Source organism: Candidatus Acidiferrales bacterium (assembly GCA_036514995.1).
Lineage (GTDB): Bacteria > Acidobacteriota > Terriglobia > Acidiferrales > DATBWB01 > DATBWB01.
Window position 1 is genome coordinate 1 of record DATBWB010000162.1, and the last position, 18,233, is coordinate 18,233.

The following is an 18,233-nucleotide window of genomic DNA, read 5'->3' on the forward strand; positions in this document are numbered from 1 at the left end:
GGCGGCCCCCCGCCACGATCTCTCGGTTCGGGCGTTGGGTCATTCTCTCCTATCACTCCCTTGAGGATCGCTTGGTCAAGACCCACTTTCGGCGGCACCAGGCACAGGGTGTGTTGCGCGTGCTGACCAAGAAAGTGGTCAGGCCCACGCCCGAAGAAATTCGGCAGAACCCGCGGGCGCGCTCGGCGCGCCTGCGGGCAGCAGAGATCTTGAACCGTGCGGCGGTCGTGCAATGACTGAAATTTACTACGTGAAGGCAATAGATAACTCGCGTCTGGTGCGAGCGGTCGATCCGGCTCGACGGCGGGAGTGCGGGCAATTGCTGCTGCTTGCGTCGGTCGTCCTGCTGGGGGCGCTGTTCTACTCCTGGCAGCATTTCCAGTGCATCCAGTTGGGCTACCAGATTGAAGGACTCAAGGAGCAGCGCGAGCAGGCGATGGAGCTGAACCGTCAACTCCGCCTGGAAGCCGCTTCTCTCCGCGACCCAATGCGGATCGACGCCATTGCCGGTTCTGAGCTGGGCTTGGTGGTGCCCAGCCCACCTCAACGGATGCGCGTGGCTCCCGGCGCAACGGCTGAGCCTGTCATCGCTCGTGCAGGACACCCGGCAGCGGCCAGAGCCACACCCATCCCAAGCACCGACTAGGGCCCTTCCAACTTGAGAAAGCTAAGAGGGAAGGAAGACGACCGCCTACCGCCGTCATCGCGATACAGCGAGAGTCATAGGGCAAATAGTTGGAAGGGCACTACCACACGCCACCGGCGGGTTCCGCCCTCGGGCCAAGGCTGATCCGCCTGGGGCAGACAGGTGGGCAGGCCTGGCTTGGAGGAACAAGCCGGCCGTGCGGAGTGTGTCTGAGCGGGAGTGATGGCCCAGGTGGTCTGAGGGAACAATGAGCTATTTGGCAGCGGGGTCCGCCAACGGCGGCGTGCCCGGTGGAGCGCCCGACGGACCGCTTTGCTTGTCCGGGAGACGCCCTGTTGGTGAAGATCGGAGAGCCCCGCACACCGACCTGAAGCTTCGGGGTCGGACGCTCGCCCTGGTGGCATTTCTCTGGCTGGGGGTGGTTGCCGGGCGGCTCGTCCATCTGCAACTCTTCCAACACGCGGAATTGCGGGCCCGCGCGCAACGCCAGCAACAACGTTTGGTGGAAGTGACCCCCAAGCGGGGGATCCTCTTCGACCGCAACGGTCGCGAGCTGGCCATGTCCATCCAGGTTGACTCCTGCTTTGCCGTGCCATCGGAGCTGGCGGACCCGAGGCTGGCCAGCCGGCTGCTGGGCAAGATCCTCAAAACGGAATCCGAAGAGCTACTCTCCCGCTTTCGGTCCTCGCGTTCGTTTTGCTGGGTCGCTCGCAAGGTTGATCCCGTCCAAGTGGAGCAAATTCGCCGGCTCAACCTGAAGGGAATCTACTTCCAAAAGGAAAACCGCCGGTTTTATCCGAAAGGGACGCTGGCGGCACACGCCCTCGGATACGTGGACATTGACGAAAAAGGCCTGGGCGGCATCGAGTACAGCATGGACGCGTTGGTGCGCGGGCGCCCGGGAAGGCTGCTTATCCTTGCCGACGGCCGCCGACGTTCGTTTGATCGCTCGGAAACGGAGGCCACCCTCGGCGCCAACGTGGTGCTCACGCTAGATGAAAACATTCAATATGTCGCTGAAAAAGAATTGGCCGCGGCGATGGAAAAGACACGTGCCCTGGCCGGCACGGTCATCGTCCAAAACCCGAACAACGGCGAAATTCTGGCGATGGCTAACGCGCCGACCTTCAACCCCAACGCCGTAAGCGCGAGCAAGCTGCAAGCTCGCGTCAACCGCGCCATCAGCGCTGCCTACGAACCCGGCTCCACCTTCAAGATGATCACTTTGTCGGCAGCCATGGAAGAAGGCTTGACCCGGCCGGAGGAGTTGGTCGACTGCCAAGACGGTTCCATCGTGCTGGCCAACCACCGCATCCGGGATCACAAGCCTTTTGCCACCTTGAGCGTCGCAGAAGTTTTGAGCCACTCGAGCGACGTTGGCGCGATCAAGATCGGCCTCAGGCTGGGCGAGCGGAAGTTTTACGATTACATTCGCGCCTACGGGTTCGGCCAACCAACCAGCATCGAGCTGCCCGGTGAAAACCGCGGCCTGCTTCGCCAGATTGAGAACTGGTCGGGCATATCCATCGGCTCCATCTCCATGGGACAGGAGGTGGGCGTCACCGCGCTGCAAGCGCTCGATGCCATGTCGGCCATCGGCAACGGCGGCGTGCTCTATCAGCCGCACATCCTGCGCGAAATCCATCGCTCGGGTGGGACGCCAGAAAGGGTGGCGCCCGAGGGACGGCGAGTGATCAGCCCGCGCACCGCCGCCATGATGCGAAGGATGCTCGAGGGAGTGGTGCTGGAGGGGACCGGGCAGCGGGCTCGACTCAATGGTTACACCGCCGCCGGCAAGACCGGAACAGCGCAGAAACTTGACCCCGCTACCGGCACCTACTCTCGCTCGCAGTATGTCGCTTCCTTTGTGGGGATTGCACCCCTGAACAACCCGGCCATTTCGCTCATCGTGGTTTTGGACAGTCCCGTAGGAGCCCATCAGGGCGGGGAAGTTGCTGCGCCTGTCTTCAGCCGGATTGCCCAGCAGGTTCTGACCTATCTGGACATCCCCCACGATGTTCCTTTTCGACCGCTTGAGCAGGCGCGGGGGGAGGCACGAGAGGAAGCAATGGACCTGACTGACTTTGCTTCCAGTCAGGTCGAGGCGGTAGCCGGGGATGCGATGCCGCGAACCCCAGCTCTCTCCGCGGCTTCTTTTTCCGCGGCGCCAAACACTGAGGGAACCGTAGGCTGGAGCACGCAGCCGGGCGTCGAAGTTCCGAGTTTCATCGGCAAGAGCGTTCGGGAAGTGACCGAGGAGTGTTTCCGTCTGGGTTTGAGCCCGATTTTGGTGGGCAACGGGATAGCCGCGGAGCAGATTCCGCCGGCGGGGAGTCGCGTGCCCCCAGGCTCGCGCCTGACGGTTCGGTTTGCCCGCATCGGAGAGGCCCATTCCCGAACCTTCGTGAGGGCAACGCAGCGAACGGGGAAGAGAATGTAGGGCCGTGGCGGGAAAACCGGATGCGTGCGCACCGAAAACTGCATCCAACCATAACGAGGCTCCCAACCCCCTCGCCTGGAAGCTCGGGGACTTTGCCCCGCCCGGCCGGGCCGATCATACTGGTGGGTTCTTGCATGCAACTGAGGGACCTCATGCGCGGCGTCGAGTTGCTGGAGCCCGTCGCCGCTAACCCGGAGATTTCCGGCCTCGCCTATCATTCGGCCGAAATTCAGCCGGGCAACGTCTTCTTTGCGATGCACGGCGCGAAGTCGGATGGCAATCTCTACATTCGGGAGGCGGTGGCCGGCGGGGCTCTGGCGGTCGTTAGCGAGGAACCCCCCTCCACAAATATTTGTTGGGCACGGGTCAAGAATGCGCGCCAAGCGCTCGCCCAGGCGGCCGCGAACTTCTACGATAATCCTGGCCGCGCCCTGACGCTGGTTGGCATTACGGGAACCAACGGCAAGACCACCACCACCTATCTCCTCGATTCCATCTTGCGGACTGCCGGTCATCTTACCGGCATGTTTGGCACGATCGAGCATCGGACTCCGGCGTCTGCTTTTCCTGCCTTGACCACCACGCCGGAGTCCCTCGATCTGCAGCGGTTTCTGGCTGAGGTGCGCGCCGCCGGCGGCACGCACGTCGTCATGGAGGCCAGCTCGCATGGCCTGGCGCTCGACCGCTTGTTTGGGCTGAAGTTTGCCGCCGCGGTCTTCACCAACCTGACACGCGACCACCTCGATTTTCATGGTGAGATGCAGGCTTACTTTGACGCCAAGAAAAAGCTCTTTGCCGGCGTCGGCGCCGGACCCGCCTCCATCGGCGTCATCAACGCCGATGACGCTTGGGCCGAGCAACTCTTCGCCGCCGGCGTGGAGCGGGTGGTCACTTACGGGCTCAAATCCGGGGCCGATATCAACACCAAGAAGTTTCTTCTCTCCCATGCAGGGCTGGAATTTGCGGTGGAATCTCCCTGCGGGGCCATTTCGGTTCGCTCCTCGCTTGTCGGGCGCATCAACGTGTACAACATCCTTGCCGCTATCGCCGCTGCGGTCGCGCTGGGTGTGGAGCGGGGAGCGATGGAGAAGGGGATTGCCCGGCTCGAAGTGGTTCCCGGGCGATTTGAGCGAGTGGAGGAAGGCCAGCCTTTTGCCCTCATCGTGGACTATGCTCACACCGACGACGCGCTGCGCAACTTGCTCGAAACGGCGCGCGAGCTCCGGTCGGCCTCGGCAGGGTCGAGGCCGTCCGGCCGCATCATCACGGTATTTGGCTGCGGCGGCGACCGCGACCGGACCAAACGTCCCCTTATGGGAGAAGCGGCCGGGTCACTCAGCGACCTCTGCGTTCTTACCAGCGACAACCCGCGCGGTGAGGATCCGCTCGGGATCATCAACGACACTCTGGTAGGTCTTCAAAAAGTGCGAGCCAACTACCGCATTGAACCGGATCGGGCCAAGGCGATCGAAGTCGCGCTTGAAATGGCCGCCGGCGGCGATCTCGTGTTGCTTGCCGGCAAAGGACACGAGGCAAGTCAAATTCTGGCGGATCGCGTGATTCCGTTCAGCGACCGGGAGGTCGCCCGCGCGGTACTGCGCAAGCTCGGCTACGGGAGGACTGCTGCCAGTCCGGAACGGATTTCTCCGAAACGTGAGGGAAGCAGCAGGAATTGAGCGGTGCGATGGTCGGTTGAAAAGATATGCCGCACTCTGAGTGTGCCGGTGCCGGTCGGCGGGGATAGCTCTCTTCCCATTGCAGGCTGTTCCATTGACTCGCGCACGCTCCGGCGGGGCGAGCTTTACGTTGCGCTTCGCGGGCCGCACTTTGACGGCCATGATTTTGTTCTTCCGGCTCTCGAGGCGGGAGCCCCGGCAGCCATTGTCGATAAGCATCGCCTCCCTTCCTATCCGGAAAACTTCCGTTCGCGCCTGATGGGGGTGCAGGACACGCTGGTGGCGCTTCAGGAGCTGGCTCGGGCGGTGCGGCGCGAATGGGGCCGGCCCGTTCTGGCCATCACCGGCTCAACCGGAAAGACCACCACCAAAGAAATCCTGGCCGCCATGATGGCCACTCGCTTTCAAGTACTCAGGTCTGAGGGAAATCTCAACAACGAGTACGGACTGCCGCTTTCGCTCTTACAGCTCGAACCGCACCATGAGGCGGCGGTCCTCGAACTGGCGATGTCGCATCGAGGGGAACTTCGCCGGCTGGCGGAGATTTGCGAGCCGAACCTGGGCATTGTCACCAACGTTGCCCCCGTTCATCTGGAGTTTTTCTCTTCCGTCGAGGAGATTGCGCTGGCCAAGCGAGAGCTGGTGGAAGGGCTCGCCGGGGATGACTCGATCGCCGTTCTGAACGCGGACGATGGCCGCGTGAAATCCTTTTCCCGGTTTTGCCGGGGTAAGGTCATCTTTTACGGATTGGACAAGAGAGCAGACTTTCGCGCGAACGGCATTATGCACCGGGGTGCTGCGGGGATGACGTTTGAGGTGGTGAACCGGGCCGGGCGGTGGCCATTCCGGATGCCGCTGCTGGGCGAGCACAACGTCCGCAACGCGCTGGCGGCGTTTGCGGCCGCTTCCCACTATGGCGTAACGCCGGAAGCGGCAGCCGATTGCCTTGCCGCCAGCCGACCGGTGAAGATGCGCGGAGAGCTGCTTCACTTTGCCCCTGGATTTTCGGTGGTGAATGATTGCTATAACTCGAATCCGGTGGCGCTGGAATCCATGATCGAGCTCGTAGCTCACTTCAGCGAATATCGTCGCCGCGCCCTGGTCGCCGGGGAAATGAAAGAACTGGGGCCAACGTCCGGCGTTCTGCATCGGCGTTGCGGGGAAAGGGCAGCGAGAGCCGGGCTGGAGTGGGTCTTCGGCATCGCGGGCGATGCGGCTGCGCTGGTCGAGGGGGCGATCGCCGCCGGACTGTCGCCGGACCGGACACATTTTTTTGAGACGGCCGAAGAAGCGGCTCGATTTTTTCCGGAATGGATCCAACCGGGAGACTTGCTCCTGGTCAAAGGTTCGCGGGCGGTGCGCGTGGAGCAGGTGATCGACGCGCTGAAAACCCGTTATCCTTTGCGTGTCCCGAACCCTCGTCCCGAAGATTCGGGAGCGGCCAGGGAAGCGAGCTAGCATGTTCTACTACCTCTTCTACCATGTGCTCTATCCCCACTTCCATCCCTTCAACGTATTTCGATACATCACATTCCGCACGGCCTACGCCAGCCTGACGGCGCTTTTTCTCTGCTTGGTGTTCGGGCCCTGGTTGATCCGCCGGCTCAAAGAATTTCAGGTCGGCCAGTACATCCGCGAAGAGGGGCCGAGTTCGCATCGTGCCAAAGCGGGCACGCCGACCATGGGGGGCGTGTTGATCGGCATCGCCGTTGTGATCCCGACCATTCTTTGGGCGGACCTGCGCAATGCCTTCGTTTGGCTGGCCTTGTTCGGCTTCATGTCTTTCGGCCTGATCGGATTTTTAGACGATTACTTCAAGATCGTGCGCCGGCGCAGCCTGGGCCTTACGGGGCGGACAAAACTTGCTCTCCAGTTTCTCACCAGCTTCATCCTGGCCGCGGCGCTGGTTCTGATGTCTGCCGACGGAAGCTACTCGACCGCGCTGATCGTTCCGTTCTTCAAGAACCTTCGGCCTGACCTGGTTTTGCATTCGCTGACGGTCAATCCCTATCTCTGGCCGTTGGCGGCATTGCCCTTCTTGATTTTTGTTTCGCTGGTCATCGTTGGCTCCTCGAATTCCGTCAATCTGACCGACGGCCTTGACGGCCTGGCAATCGGCTGCATGGTGGTGGCCGGCGGCGCGTTGACGGTGCTGACCTACGTGACCTCGCACGCAAGATTTGCCGACTATCTCGACATTGAGAAATTGCCCGCCGTGGGAGAGCTGACGATATTCTGCGGGGCGCTGGTGGGGGCGAGCCTCGGATTCCTTTGGTACAACGCCCACCCGGCTCAAATCTTCATGGGCGATGTCGGGTCGCTCTCGCTGGGGGGCGGGCTGGCTACGGTGGCGGTTATCGTGAAACAAGAGATTCTGCTCTTTTTTATCGGCGGGGTATTTGTGTTGGAAGCTCTCTCGGTGCTGTTGCAGGTAGGGAGCTTCAAGCTGACGGGCAAGCGTATTTTCAAGATGGCTCCGCTTCACCATCACTTTGAGCTTTCCGGGTGGAGCGAATCGAAAATCATCGTTCGCTTTTGGATTGTGGCGCTGGTGTTTGCGCTCTTTGCGCTGACCACGCTGAAGTTGAGGTAGAGCGGCCATGGCGGGATTGGAACCGGTTTCGCTCGAAGGCAAGCGGGTGCTGGTGGTGGGAGCAGCACGCACCGGCGTGGCTGCGGCGCGCTTCTGCTCGGCCCGGGGAGCGCGGGTGACCGTGAGCGAAATCCGTCCTGAGCCAGAGCTTGGGGAAGTAGCTGGTGAGCTGATCCGCCTCAGGGTTGCCCTGGAATGCGGCGGGCACCGCTGGCAGACCTTTGTGGATCAAGACCTGATCCTGCCGAGCCCGGGTGTGCCAGCCGAGTTGCCGGAGTTGCAAGCGGCGCGCGCCGCGGGCGTCCCGATCTGGAGCGAAGTCGAGCTGGCGGCAAGATTCTTGCGCGGCCGCTGGGTGGGCGTAACCGGCTCCAACGGGAAAACGACAACCTCGGTTCTCCTGGGCCATATGCTCTCGGTGGCTCGAATCTCCACGCAGGTGGGGGGGAACATCGGGGTGCCGCTGATCTCTTTGGTCGAAACTTCCAGCGAGCGCTCGGTGACGGTGTGCGAACTGAGCAGCTTCCAGCTCGAGCTGACGGAAAAACTTCGGCCAGACATCGGCGTGCTTTTGAATCTGACCCCTGACCATCTGGATCGTCATCCGAGTTTTGACGTTTACATTGCCGCCAAGATGAAGATCTTTTCGAACCAGCGGCCCAGCGACGCGGCCATCGTGAACGCTGACGATGCGGCAACCAGCCGGACTCTGGGCCAAATCCCGTCCACACTCTACCGCTTCAGCCGGGCTCAACCAGTAGCAGCGGGGACCTTTCTGGACTCGGGGAAAATTTTCTTCCGCCGGGGGAATGAGGTCACTCCGTTGCTCGAACAGGCGGAGATTCCTCTCAGGGGTTCACACAACCTGGAGAACGTACTGGCGGCGGCGTGCGCAGCGCGGCTGGTCGGGGCATCGCCTGAATCGGTACGCGAGGGCGTGCGAACCTTTGCCGGGGTCGAGCACCGGCTGGAGTTTGTGGCGGAAGTGAACGGCGTCCAGTTCTTTAATGATTCGAAAGCAACCAATGTGGATTCGACGCTCAAAGCCATTGAGGCTTTTGCCGGCGGGTTGATTCTGATCCTGGGCGGAAAGGACAAAGGCTCGGACTATTCCGTTCTTCGCGACGCGTTGCAGCAGCGGGCCCGTCACGTGCTTTTGATTGGCCAGGCAGCCGAAAAAATAGCCCGGCAGATCGAGGGCGCCGTGCCGGCCTCGCATGCGGAAACGCTGGACCGGGCGGTGCAACTGGGATTTGAGATGGCAAGGCCGGGAGATGTCCTGCTCCTTGCGCCGGCCTGCGCCAGTTTCGACCAATTTGAAAACTACGAACATCGCGGCCGTGTCTTCAAGCACGAGGTGCGAAAAATCGCATCCGCCCGAGGCGGACTGGCCGGCTAAATACCATGCCACGTCGCTTCCAAACCGACCGCATCCTGTTCGCTGCCACACTCTCCCTTTGTCTGATCGGCACGGTCATAGTCTTCAGCGCTTCCGCCGTCGTTGCCCGGGAGCAGCAGGGCAGCCCCTACACATTTCTCATTCGCCACCTGCTCTGGCTGGGGGTGGGCCTGGCTGCCATGCTCCTGCTGATGCAGACGGACTACCGGCGGCTGAAGTCGCCGGCGGTGGTGTTCACAGCGATTGGCATTGTACTGGCCATGCTGGTAGCGGTTTTGTTTCTCGACCGTTCGCACCAAACGCATCGCTGGATCCGTTTTGGTCACCTCTCGCTGCAGCCTTCGGAATTTGCCAAACCGGTAGTGGTCCTGTTCCTAGCCTGGTTCCTCGAGCGGCGCCGGCGGCTGGTGAATCACGTCACCCACACGCTTTTGCCGGCTTTTGGACTTATTGCGGTCATCGCCGGGCTGGTGATGCTGGAGCCGGATTTCGGGACAGCAGGCGCCCTGCTGGTGATCTCGGTCGCCATGCTTTTCTCTGCCGGATTATGGATGCGCTATCTTGCTTATGGAGGGGTAGCGGCTTTGCCCGCGCTCTACTTTGCCATCTTCCGCGTCCGCTATCGCTACGAGCGCGTCCTCGCCTTCCTCGATCCCTATGCGGATCCGCAGGGGCGGGGATTTCAGATGATTCAATCGCTCATCGCGGTGGGCAGCGGCGGAGTGTTCGGCGTCGGGCTAATGGAAAGCCACCAGAAGCTTTTCTATCTTCCCGAAGCTCACACGGATTTCATTTATGCCGTGCTGGCGGAGGAACTGGGTCTGGTGGGAGCGCTGCTGGTAGTGGGGCTTTTTGGAATCTTTTGCTGGCGCGGGTTGCGGGCGGCTGCCGCTGCGCCGGATGAATTTGGACGATTGGCAGGTGTCGGCTTGACGGTGATGGTGACGGCCCAGGCGCTCATCAACCTGAGCGTTGTCCTGGGCTTGATGCCGACCAAAGGTATTCCGCTGCCGTTTATCAGTTATGGAGGTTCGAGTCTGGTGGTGATGCTGGCGGGCACGGGCATTTTGCTGAACCTCAGCCAACACGCGGATTGATGGGGCAGCCGGCAGCGGTGAGCTGGCAGGAAATGAAACTGATGATTGCAGGCGGCGGTACCGGCGGGCACGTTTTCCCGGCGCTGGCGATTGCCGAGGAATGGCGGCGACGCAGCCGCGGCGAGGTGGTGCTTGTCGGAACAGCGAAGGGAATCGAAAATCGCTTGGTTCCGCAGGCGGGATTTCCTCTGGAACGCATACCGGCGGCGGCCCTCAAGGGAATAGGGGGTGTTCGCCTGGCGAAAAGCATCTTGCGGCTGCCGCTTGCCCTGCTCGCCGCCGGTCGGGTCATGCGGCGGAACAACCCCGATGTCGTTCTGGGAATCGGCGGGTACGCGTCTGGTCCGGTTGTGCTGAGTGCTGCGCTGTGCGGCATTCCGACAGCGATCTTTGAGCCCAATGCCGAGCCAGGCTTTGCCAACCGGGTCGTGCTGCCCTTTGTCAAGCGAGCGGCGGTCGCCTATCCGGAAACAGCCGCACGGCTGGGCGAGCGCGGGGTGCTGACGGGCTGTCCGGTGCGGGCAGCGTTTTTCAGCCTTACGCCGCGCCGGCATGAGCCGCCCTTCTCGGTGCTGATCTTCGGCGGCAGCCAGGGATCGCTGGCCTTGAATCAAACCATGATCGAGGCGCTGGATTTCTTTTCGCCTCGCCGGGAAGAGTTGTTCTTTACGCACCAGACAGGCGAGCGAGACTATAATGCCGTGCGAGTGGCCTATGGGCGTCGAGGGATGCGCGCCGAAGTGAGGGCCTTTCTGGACGACATGCCGGATCGCTTTGGGCAGGCCGATTTGATCGTTTCCCGTTCCGGCGCGGTCACGGTGGCGGAGATCGCGGCCGCTGGCCGGGCTTCGATTCTGGTGCCGTTTCCGGAGGCGGCCGATCAGCACCAATTGCGCAATGCACAAGCGCTCGAAAGGGCGAAGGCAGCCCGATTGCTCCTCGAGGAAGAGCTGACCCCGGAGCGCCTGGCCACGGAAATTCTGACGTTGCTCGAAGCGCCTGAGAAACTCCGGCAGATGGAAGGGGCGGCGCGGGAATTGGCGCGGCCCCGGGCAACCCAGGACATCGTGGACATGCTGGAGAGGATAGCCAGGAAGTGAACAAGATTTTTCGCAAATTTCAGCGGATCCATTTCGTCGGCATCGGCGGAATCGGGATGAGCGGAATTGCCGAGGTGCTTTTGACTCTGGGCTATACGGTGACGGGATCGGATGTGAAGCCTTCAGCGATCACCGAACGGCTCAACTCTCTCGGAGCTCGGACGGACGAAGGGCACAGGGCGGAATGGGTGCACGGGGCGCAGGTGGTGGTTGTGTCGGCGGCGATTCGGCCGGACAACCCCGAGGTGGCGGAAGCGCATCGGCTGCAAATCCCGGTCATCCCTCGAGCCGAGATGTTGGCCGAACTGATGCGTCTGAAATTCGGGATTGCGGTCGCCGGCACCCACGGAAAGACGACGACGACGTCCATGTTAGCCTCGGTGCTTGCCGCAGCCGGGCTCGATCCGACCTTTGTGGTGGGCGGCAAAGTGAATCACGCCGGCACCAGCGCTCGCCTCGGACGCGGTGAATTCATGGTGGTGGAAGCCGACGAGTCCGACCGCTCGTTTCTCCTGCTCGCTCCGGTGCTGGCGGTGGTAACCTCGATTGACCGCGAACACCTGGACTATTACCGCGATCTCGAGGAGATTAGGCAGGCTTTTACCGATTTTGTGAACAAGGTGCCTTTCTACGGGGCGGCAGTCCTTTGCTTCGACGACGAAAACGTGCAGGCCATTTTGCCGGCAATCAAACGCCGCGTTCTAACCTACGGAACATCGGCTCAGGCTGACCTTTTCATCAGCGACGTGCGGCCGGGCGGCTTCGAAAGCGAATTTGGCCTGCGCTTTCGAGGCGAAGAGCTGGGCGCATTTCGGATCCATTCCGCCGGGTTGCACAACGTGCGCAACGCGGCGGCAACGGCCGGAGTTGCGCTCGAGCTGAACGTGCCGGTGGATCTGATTCGTCAGGGGTTGGAACAGTTCCGAGGAGTTGGGCGGCGGTTCGAAATCAAGGGAAAGCTCAACGGCGTGACCTGGATTGACGACTACGGGCACCACCCGGCCGAGATTCGGGCAACGCTGGAGGCGGCGCGCGGCTGCGGGTACGCCCGGCTGCTGATGTTGTTCCAGCCGCATCGCTTCACGCGCACGCAATCGCTCTGGGATGATTTCTGCCGCTGCTTCAACCAGGCTGACGTGCTCGTCCTGACGGACATCTATCCGGCGAGCGAGGCGCCGATTGCCGGCGTGACGGCGGAGCGTCTGGCCGAAGCGATTCACGCCTGCGGACACAAGAACGTCCGCTTCAGCGCCGACATGGAACAAGCCGCGGAAATGCTCCGACGTGAAGCCCGGCCCGGCGATGCCGTTCTCACGATGGGCGCGGGCAGCGTGGGGAGGATTGCGGACGAGATTTTTTCGAGGCAGAGTGGAAGCCGGATAAGCCATGCGGATTGACAACCCCAAGGTGACCGCGGCGTTCGAGGAGCTGGGCGTCGCCTACCGGCCAAACGAGCGCATGGCCGACTGGACGTCGCTCGGCGTGGGCGGCCCTTCCGATCTCCTACAGATTGCAAATTTTTCCGCTTTGCCGGAACTGATTTCGCTCCTCGATGAGCAGGGCGTGCCCTGGCGGTTTTTTGGAGGCGGAACGAACGTTCTGATCCCTGACCGGGAATTGCCTTACGTCGTGCTCCAGCTCGCTCCGTCCCGGCGGGACATCGAATTTGGCCCGGGCGAGGCCTATGTTTCCGCCGCCACCGAACTGGGCCGCACCGTGATGGAGTGCGCCAAGCGCGACCTGGGCGGCATGGAAGGCCTGATCGGGGTGCCGGGCACGGTCGGCGGCGCCTTGCGGATGAACGCAGGGGCGTACGGCACGCAAATCGGCTCGTACGTGCGCGCCATCCTTCTCTACCGGGCTGCGAAACGGCAGATCGAGACTCTGACAGGCAATGAAATTCGCTTCGAATATCGGCACAGTTCTTTTGGGCCGGATGATATTATGCTTTCGGTGCGACTCGAACTGCTCGCCAAACCCTACCGCGAAATTCTCGGTGGCATTCAAGTCTGTAACGAAAAGCGTCGCGCCTCGCAGCCGCTGAATGAGAAGAGCGCCGGGTGCATTTTCAAGAATCCGCCCGGTGCTTCCGCCGGAAAAATGATTGACGAACTCGGCCTGAAGGGACATCGCATCGGGGGAGCGGTGGTGAGCGAGCGGCACGCCAATTTTTTTATCAATCGCTTCGGGGCGACGGCGGGCGATCTGCTCGCTCTGATTGACGATGTCCGCGATCGCGTGCGGAAATCCTTTGGCTTCGAGCTGGAGGAGGAAGTTATCGTTTGGAGAGCCTGACCGGGGAGCCTGCTCCCATACCCCGGCGGCTTCCGACCACCCGATGGGAGAAAGTTTGGCCAGCCCGCCAGCGGCGGGCCCGGTTGAGTTATGGAACGGGAAGTTTTTGAACGCGAAGATTTTCTGACCGAGGAAGAGTCTCGCTATCTCCGTCGTCAAAAGCCGATTGAAGTCCGACGCCGCAAGCTGAGCCGAGCCGCCCGCCGGCGGTACGGTCTCTATCTGGTTCTGGGGTTGGGAATGGCGGTGGCCGGGCCCCTTGCCTATGCTGCCTACCGCTACTTCATGGATTCTCCCCGCTACCGGCTGGCGACGCTCGATCAGATCGAGCTGGTGGGCAACCGGCATGTCTCCCGGCGGCAGGTGCTGGAAAAATTTGCCGCCGACGCGGGTCAGAGCATTTTCCGGATGCCCCTGGAGCAACGCCGCCTGGGAATCGAAGAAATCGCCTGGGTGGAGTCAGCCATTATCGAACGCACCCTGCCCAACCGCCTGCGAGTGATTTTGAAGGAGCGCCAACCAGTGGCGTTTTTCCGCACCGGCAGCGAACTCTCACTCATGGATGGCTCCGGGGTGGTGCTGGAGCGACCGGAGCGGGGCGAATTTCATTTTCCGGTGTTGACCGGGATTCCGCCGCACCTTTCGGCCGAGGAGCGTGCCCGGCGGGTTGGACTCTTTCGCCGCTTTCTCGAGGAGACGGAGCTGGTGGTGGCCGGGGCCGGCGCGCAGGTCTCGGAGGTTGATTTATCCGATGACTCCGACGTGCGCGTGACACTGACGGATGGCGACGGGGCGGTGGTGGTGCATTGCGGCAATGAAGGATTCATGGAGAAGATGCGGATCTACGCCGAACATATCGGCGAGTGGCGGTCCGCCAGAGGGGGATCAGGAAAGATCGTTTCGGTGGACTTGCGTTTCGAGCGCCAGGTGATCGTGCATGCGCCCCAGAGAGGGCAGGACGGGGGCAAAGGTCGTTGATGGCGCGACGCAGCCGCAACCTGGTGGCGCTGGACATTGGCAGCCGCAAGACGTGCGTGTTGATCGGCGCGCCCGAGTCGGCTGCGCCGGCTGGCCCTGATCCAATCGGGGCTGGCGAAGCAAATGTCCGGCTGCTGGGCAGCGGGGTCGCCGAGTCTCGCGGGACACGCAGGGGAGTGATCGTGAATCTGGAAATGACGGTGGCATCCATCCGTCAGGCTGTGCAGCAGGCTGAGGCGGCTGCTGGCGCCACGGTGGAATCGGCGATGGTGGGGATTGCCGGCATGCACCTGAAATCGGTGAACAGCCGGGGCGGCGTCTCGCTCGGTTCGCGGCCGCGGGACATCACCCGCGAAGACGTTCGCAGCGCCGTGGACGCAGCGCGAGCTATCTCGCTGCCCGAGGACCGCGAGGTCATCCACGTCCTGCCCCAGGAGTTTTTGCTGGACGCGCAAAACGGCATCCGCGACCCAATCGGTATGATTGGTTCGCGGCTCGAAGCCAACGTTCATATCGTCACCGCTTCGGCTGCCGCCACCCAGAACGTCGTCACCGCGGCGAACCGGGCGGGGGTGCTCGTCGCCGACACGGTTCTTGAGCCGCTCGCGGCCGCCGACGCCTGCCTTTCCGCCGACGAAAAGGAATTGGGGGTGGCGTTGATCGACATTGGCGGCGGCACGAGCGAGTTGATCGTATTCGAGCACGGCGCGGTGCGGCATACCGGCGTGATCCCGGTGGGGGGCGACCATTTCTCCAACGACGTGGCCGTTGGCTTGCGCACGCCGATTCCGGAAGCCGAGCGGATCAAGTGCCGCTACGGCTGCGCCTTGTTCGATATCTTGAAGGAGGACCAGGCGATTGAGATTACGAGCGTTGGCGATCGTCCGCCGCGCACCGTTTTCCAACGCGCCCTGTGCGACATCCTCGGGCCGCGCGCTCAGGAACTCGTGACCCTCATTCGCGACGAGCTGCGGCGCGGGGGCTATGATCGAGCCCTGGGCGCGGGGGTGGTTCTCACCGGCGGTGGCGCTCGCCTGCACGGGATGATTGAGGTGGCTGAACGAATCCTGGAAAAACCCGTCCGGCTGGCGATCCCGCGGCGGCTCGGCAATATGCCGCCCGACATCGAGCAGCCCGAATATTCGGCAGCGGTGGGGCTTTTGCTCTACGCAGGGCGGCTCGAGCGCCTGGAACAGCAGCGCCACGTCGGCTTTGGCGAACGGTTGAAAAAGCTGATGCGCGGGGAAGGATGGAATTGAAAACGGCTCGTCGAGGAGGAGGAAGCATGGCCTCTCAAAAGGAAGCTCCCATCCGCTTTTCGTTTTCCGAGGAGCCGGGCAACGGAGCGCGCTTGAAGGTGGTGGGTGTCGGCGGTGGCGGGGGAAACGCCGTCAACCGGATGATTCGCGCCAAACTGGAGGGCGTCGAGTTTGTCGCCGCCAACACAGACCTCCAGGCGTTGAAGATGTCGCAGGCAGCGGTGAAACTTCAGCTTGGCGAAAAGCTGACCAAGGGTCTCGGTGCCGGCGCCAATCCGGAAGTTGGCCGCAAGGCCGCGCTCGAAGATACCGACAAGATTATTGAATCGCTTGAGGGCGCCGACATGGTGTTCATCACCTGTGGGCTGGGCGGGGGAACGGGCACCGGGGCGGCGCCCATCTTTGCCAGCCTCGCCAGCGAGCTGGGCGCGCTGACCGTGGCGGTGGTGACCAAACCCTTTGCCTTTGAGGGCAAGCGGCGCATGCTCCAGGCGGAGCAAGGACTGGCCGAGCTGGTGGAATGCGTGGACACGCTCATCGTCATCCCGAATGAGCGGTTGCTCGAATGCGTCGAAAAGGGCACCAGCTTCTTTGAAGCTTTCCGCATCGCCGATGACGTGCTGCGCCAGGGCGTGCAGGGAATCAGCGACATCATCACCATCCCCGGGATCATCAACCGCGATTTTGCGGATATCAAGACCATCATGCAGGGAATGGGCTACGCGGTGATGGGTACGGCAGTGGCCAACGGTCAGAATCGTGCCGTCGAGGCTGCCAACAAGGCGATCTGCTCGCCGCTCCTCGAAGATAATTCCATCCAGGGCGCCACCGGCATACTCTTGAACGTCACTGGCTCGAGCAGCCTCACTCTTCACGAGGTACATGAGGCTTCGACGATCATCCAGAAGGCTGCCCATGAGAATGCCAACATCATCTTCGGGGCAGTGCAGGACGACGCCATGAAGGATTCGGTAAAAATCACTGTCATTGCGACCGGGTTCAAGGAATGTAAAGTCAAGAAGACAGGCGTGAACGTTCGCCCGTCGTTTTTGCCCAAACCGCTCACGCTCCGCAAGGAGTCGTTGCCGGCTAGTGATCCTCAGGTCGCGGCAGGTGCTCGTGGCGAATCGCGACCTTTGGCTGCCGCGGCGGCTGCGGGAGCTCGCCCCGGTTCCATTCCTACTTCGGTCAATCCCGGGTCGCCGCCGAACACCAGCGCAGCCAAGCCCGGTCCTATGTCACCGGCAGACGATCCCGCTCTGCGGGATGACCTGGATGTCCCGACCTTCTTGCGAAAACAAGGACAGCGCCGGTAGCTGCAATAGGGGAGAGGTTGTGTCCGAAGCTGGTGGGGAAACTTCCCTGTCAATTGGCTAGGCTTGTGGCCTCGCTTTCTCCCGCCGCGGTGGGCCTACCACCAACGGCAGGCCTTCTTTTCCTTTTCCGGTTCATTCCGCACGGGGGCCTTCGTGTAGTTCTTTGGAGCCAGGCTGCACGGGGGTATAATCGCGCCGAGCCCACGTCGAGGAGGGGTAGGGAAAGATGACCAGACAGAGGCGGGCAGCCGGGAGCAACAAAAAGAAAAAGAGTAAGGGAGATGGCGCGGTCAGCGAAAAGGTAAAAGACTACCGGCACCATGAGAAGCGGCCCAATAACCCGCCTGCGGGCTTGGTTACCTACGATAAGACGCCCCCCTCGCGCAAAGTCTATTCCTACGACCCGCACCTCGATCCACAACTCGTATGGGCAGGAAAGGCGGAACGGCTCTCATTCGACGTGGAGAATGTCGCCCTGCATATCCACGAACGGATTTCAACAGCGGCCATCATCCGGGCTGTCCAGCGGGAGGAACTCCGGCGCGCCCTTAAAGGCTTGCTCGATCCAGAGAAGTTCGAGGCCCTGCGCGGCACTGTATCCTTGCCTTTCCAGCCAGGGAAGCACAAGCGAGTGGCTGTCAAGGTATTTGACCAGCGGGGCAACAAAGTAATCCGGATTTTGTCCTTGTAGTGCGCCAGTTAGGAGTGCCGGGATTTATCCCGGCATGCATGACGGGCTCGAAGCCCGTCACTCTTACAGGACGGCGTTTTCTCTTACCATGGGATTATTCGGGAGGGCTTATGACGCGGCGTTTCACGGTGATCTTTGAGAAGGAAGACGAAGGCGGTTACCACGTCTTTTGTCCCACGCTGCCGGGTTGTCACACCCAGAGCGAAACGATCGAGGAAGGCATCCGAAACATCCAGGAGGCCATTCACCTTTATATCGAAAGCCTGGTGGAAGACGGCCTACCGATCCCTGAGGAAGACATTCTGATCAAGCCCATCGAGATATCCGCGTGAGCCCGAAGCTGCCGGTTGCCACCGGCTACGACAGCCCGCCACGCCGGGCCCTTCCACAAAATCGCCGAGCCCCCAGGCACCTGCCTGGGGGACTTCTCACTCAGTACCCGGCACTCGGCACTGAACCTATCGCAGAGCGATGAGGCGCGTGTCGTGATACCCATGCACACGGGCAGGGAGCTCAAACGCAAGACGCTGCGCGGCATTATCCAAGACCTGAAAATCACGGTGGAAGAATTCCGCAATCTGCTATGACGCTCGCGGTTGACAATCCCATCCTAAACAACCCGTTCGAGGAGCCCTCGCAGTATTGGGAGTATAGCGAGGGCCAGCCTGTTTTGCGTGAAGCGAGACCCATGAGTAGGGGCGGTTCGGGAACCGCCCGCACCCCTGCGCTCAGGACGGATGCCC

16 protein-coding genes are annotated in these 18,233 nt (G+C 61.9%); all 16 read left to right on the plus strand.

What is annotated here, in order from left to right:
- The coding region (gene mraW, locus VIH17_10640) for a 16S rRNA (cytosine(1402)-N(4))-methyltransferase (GenBank protein HEY4683689.1) at window positions 1-236 on the plus strand (236 nt) is incomplete at its 5' end.
- The gene (locus VIH17_10645) at window positions 233-646 is read left to right on the plus strand and encodes a cell division protein FtsL (protein ID HEY4683690.1); all 414 of its coding nucleotides are present in this window, start codon (window positions 233-235) and stop codon (window positions 644-646) included. The genes mraW and VIH17_10645, both read left to right, overlap by 4 nt.
- Before the next feature lie 247 nt (window positions 647-893).
- Entirely contained in the window at window positions 894-3,086 is a 2,193-nt protein-coding gene (locus tag VIH17_10650; protein HEY4683691.1) for a penicillin-binding protein, read from the plus strand.
- Window positions 3,087-3,220: 134 nt separating this feature from the next.
- Entirely contained in the window at window positions 3,221-4,762 is a 1,542-nt protein-coding gene (locus VIH17_10655) for a UDP-N-acetylmuramoyl-L-alanyl-D-glutamate--2,6-diaminopimelate ligase (protein ID HEY4683692.1), read from the plus strand.
- Between the two features lie 3 nt (window positions 4,763-4,765).
- Window positions 4,766-6,220, plus strand: coding sequence for a UDP-N-acetylmuramoyl-tripeptide--D-alanyl-D-alanine ligase (gene murF / locus VIH17_10660; protein ID HEY4683693.1), 1,455 nt, complete (start codon window positions 4,766-4,768; stop codon window positions 6,218-6,220).
- A 1-nt stretch (window position 6,221) separates the two neighbouring features.
- The gene (gene mraY / locus VIH17_10665) at window positions 6,222-7,355 is read left to right on the plus strand and encodes a phospho-N-acetylmuramoyl-pentapeptide-transferase (GenBank protein ID HEY4683694.1); all 1,134 of its coding nucleotides are present in this window, start codon (window positions 6,222-6,224) and stop codon (window positions 7,353-7,355) included.
- Window positions 7,356-7,362: 7 nt separating this feature from the next.
- Window positions 7,363-8,754 carry a UDP-N-acetylmuramoyl-L-alanine--D-glutamate ligase gene (gene murD, locus VIH17_10670; GenBank protein HEY4683695.1) on the plus strand — a complete coding sequence of 464 codons (1,392 nt, stop codon included), beginning with the start codon at window positions 7,363-7,365 and terminating at the stop codon, window positions 8,752-8,754.
- 5 nt (window positions 8,755-8,759) lie between these two features.
- A complete protein-coding gene (gene ftsW / locus VIH17_10675) occupies window positions 8,760-9,851 on the plus strand; it encodes a putative lipid II flippase FtsW (GenBank protein HEY4683696.1) in 1,092 nt (363 codons plus the stop codon).
- Window positions 9,852-9,883: 32 nt separating this feature from the next.
- Window positions 9,884-10,951: an undecaprenyldiphospho-muramoylpentapeptide beta-N-acetylglucosaminyltransferase gene (murG, locus tag VIH17_10680; GenBank protein ID HEY4683697.1), complete on the plus strand. Its 1,068-nt coding sequence runs from the start codon at window positions 9,884-9,886 to the stop codon at window positions 10,949-10,951.
- Complete coding sequence (gene murC / locus VIH17_10685; GenBank protein HEY4683698.1) at window positions 10,948-12,348, plus strand: UDP-N-acetylmuramate--L-alanine ligase; 1,401 nt, start codon at window positions 10,948-10,950, stop codon at window positions 12,346-12,348. Before murG ends, murC begins: the two co-directional genes overlap by 4 nt.
- Window positions 12,338-13,246, plus strand: a complete 909-nt coding sequence (murB, locus tag VIH17_10690; GenBank protein ID HEY4683699.1) for a UDP-N-acetylmuramate dehydrogenase — start codon at window positions 12,338-12,340, stop codon at window positions 13,244-13,246. The genes murC and murB overlap by 11 nt, the downstream gene beginning before the upstream one ends.
- A gap of 90 nt (window positions 13,247-13,336) precedes the next feature.
- Entirely contained in the window at window positions 13,337-14,224 is an 888-nt protein-coding gene (locus tag VIH17_10695) for an FtsQ-type POTRA domain-containing protein (protein HEY4683700.1), read from the plus strand.
- Window positions 14,224-15,483: a cell division protein FtsA gene (ftsA, locus tag VIH17_10700; protein ID HEY4683701.1), complete on the plus strand. Its 1,260-nt coding sequence runs from the start codon at window positions 14,224-14,226 to the stop codon at window positions 15,481-15,483. The genes VIH17_10695 and ftsA overlap by 1 nt, the downstream gene beginning before the upstream one ends.
- A 26-nt stretch (window positions 15,484-15,509) precedes the next feature.
- Window positions 15,510-16,799 carry a cell division protein FtsZ gene (ftsZ, locus tag VIH17_10705; protein ID HEY4683702.1) on the plus strand — a complete coding sequence of 430 codons (1,290 nt, stop codon included), beginning with the start codon at window positions 15,510-15,512 and terminating at the stop codon, window positions 16,797-16,799.
- A gap of 226 nt (window positions 16,800-17,025) precedes the next feature.
- Window positions 17,026-17,490 carry a hypothetical protein gene (locus VIH17_10710; GenBank protein ID HEY4683703.1) on the plus strand — a complete coding sequence of 155 codons (465 nt, stop codon included), beginning with the start codon at window positions 17,026-17,028 and terminating at the stop codon, window positions 17,488-17,490.
- A gap of 110 nt (window positions 17,491-17,600) precedes the next feature.
- Complete coding sequence (locus VIH17_10715) at window positions 17,601-17,822, plus strand: type II toxin-antitoxin system HicB family antitoxin (protein HEY4683704.1); 222 nt, start codon at window positions 17,601-17,603, stop codon at window positions 17,820-17,822.
- The last annotated feature ends 411 nt before the right edge of the window (window positions 17,823-18,233 follow it).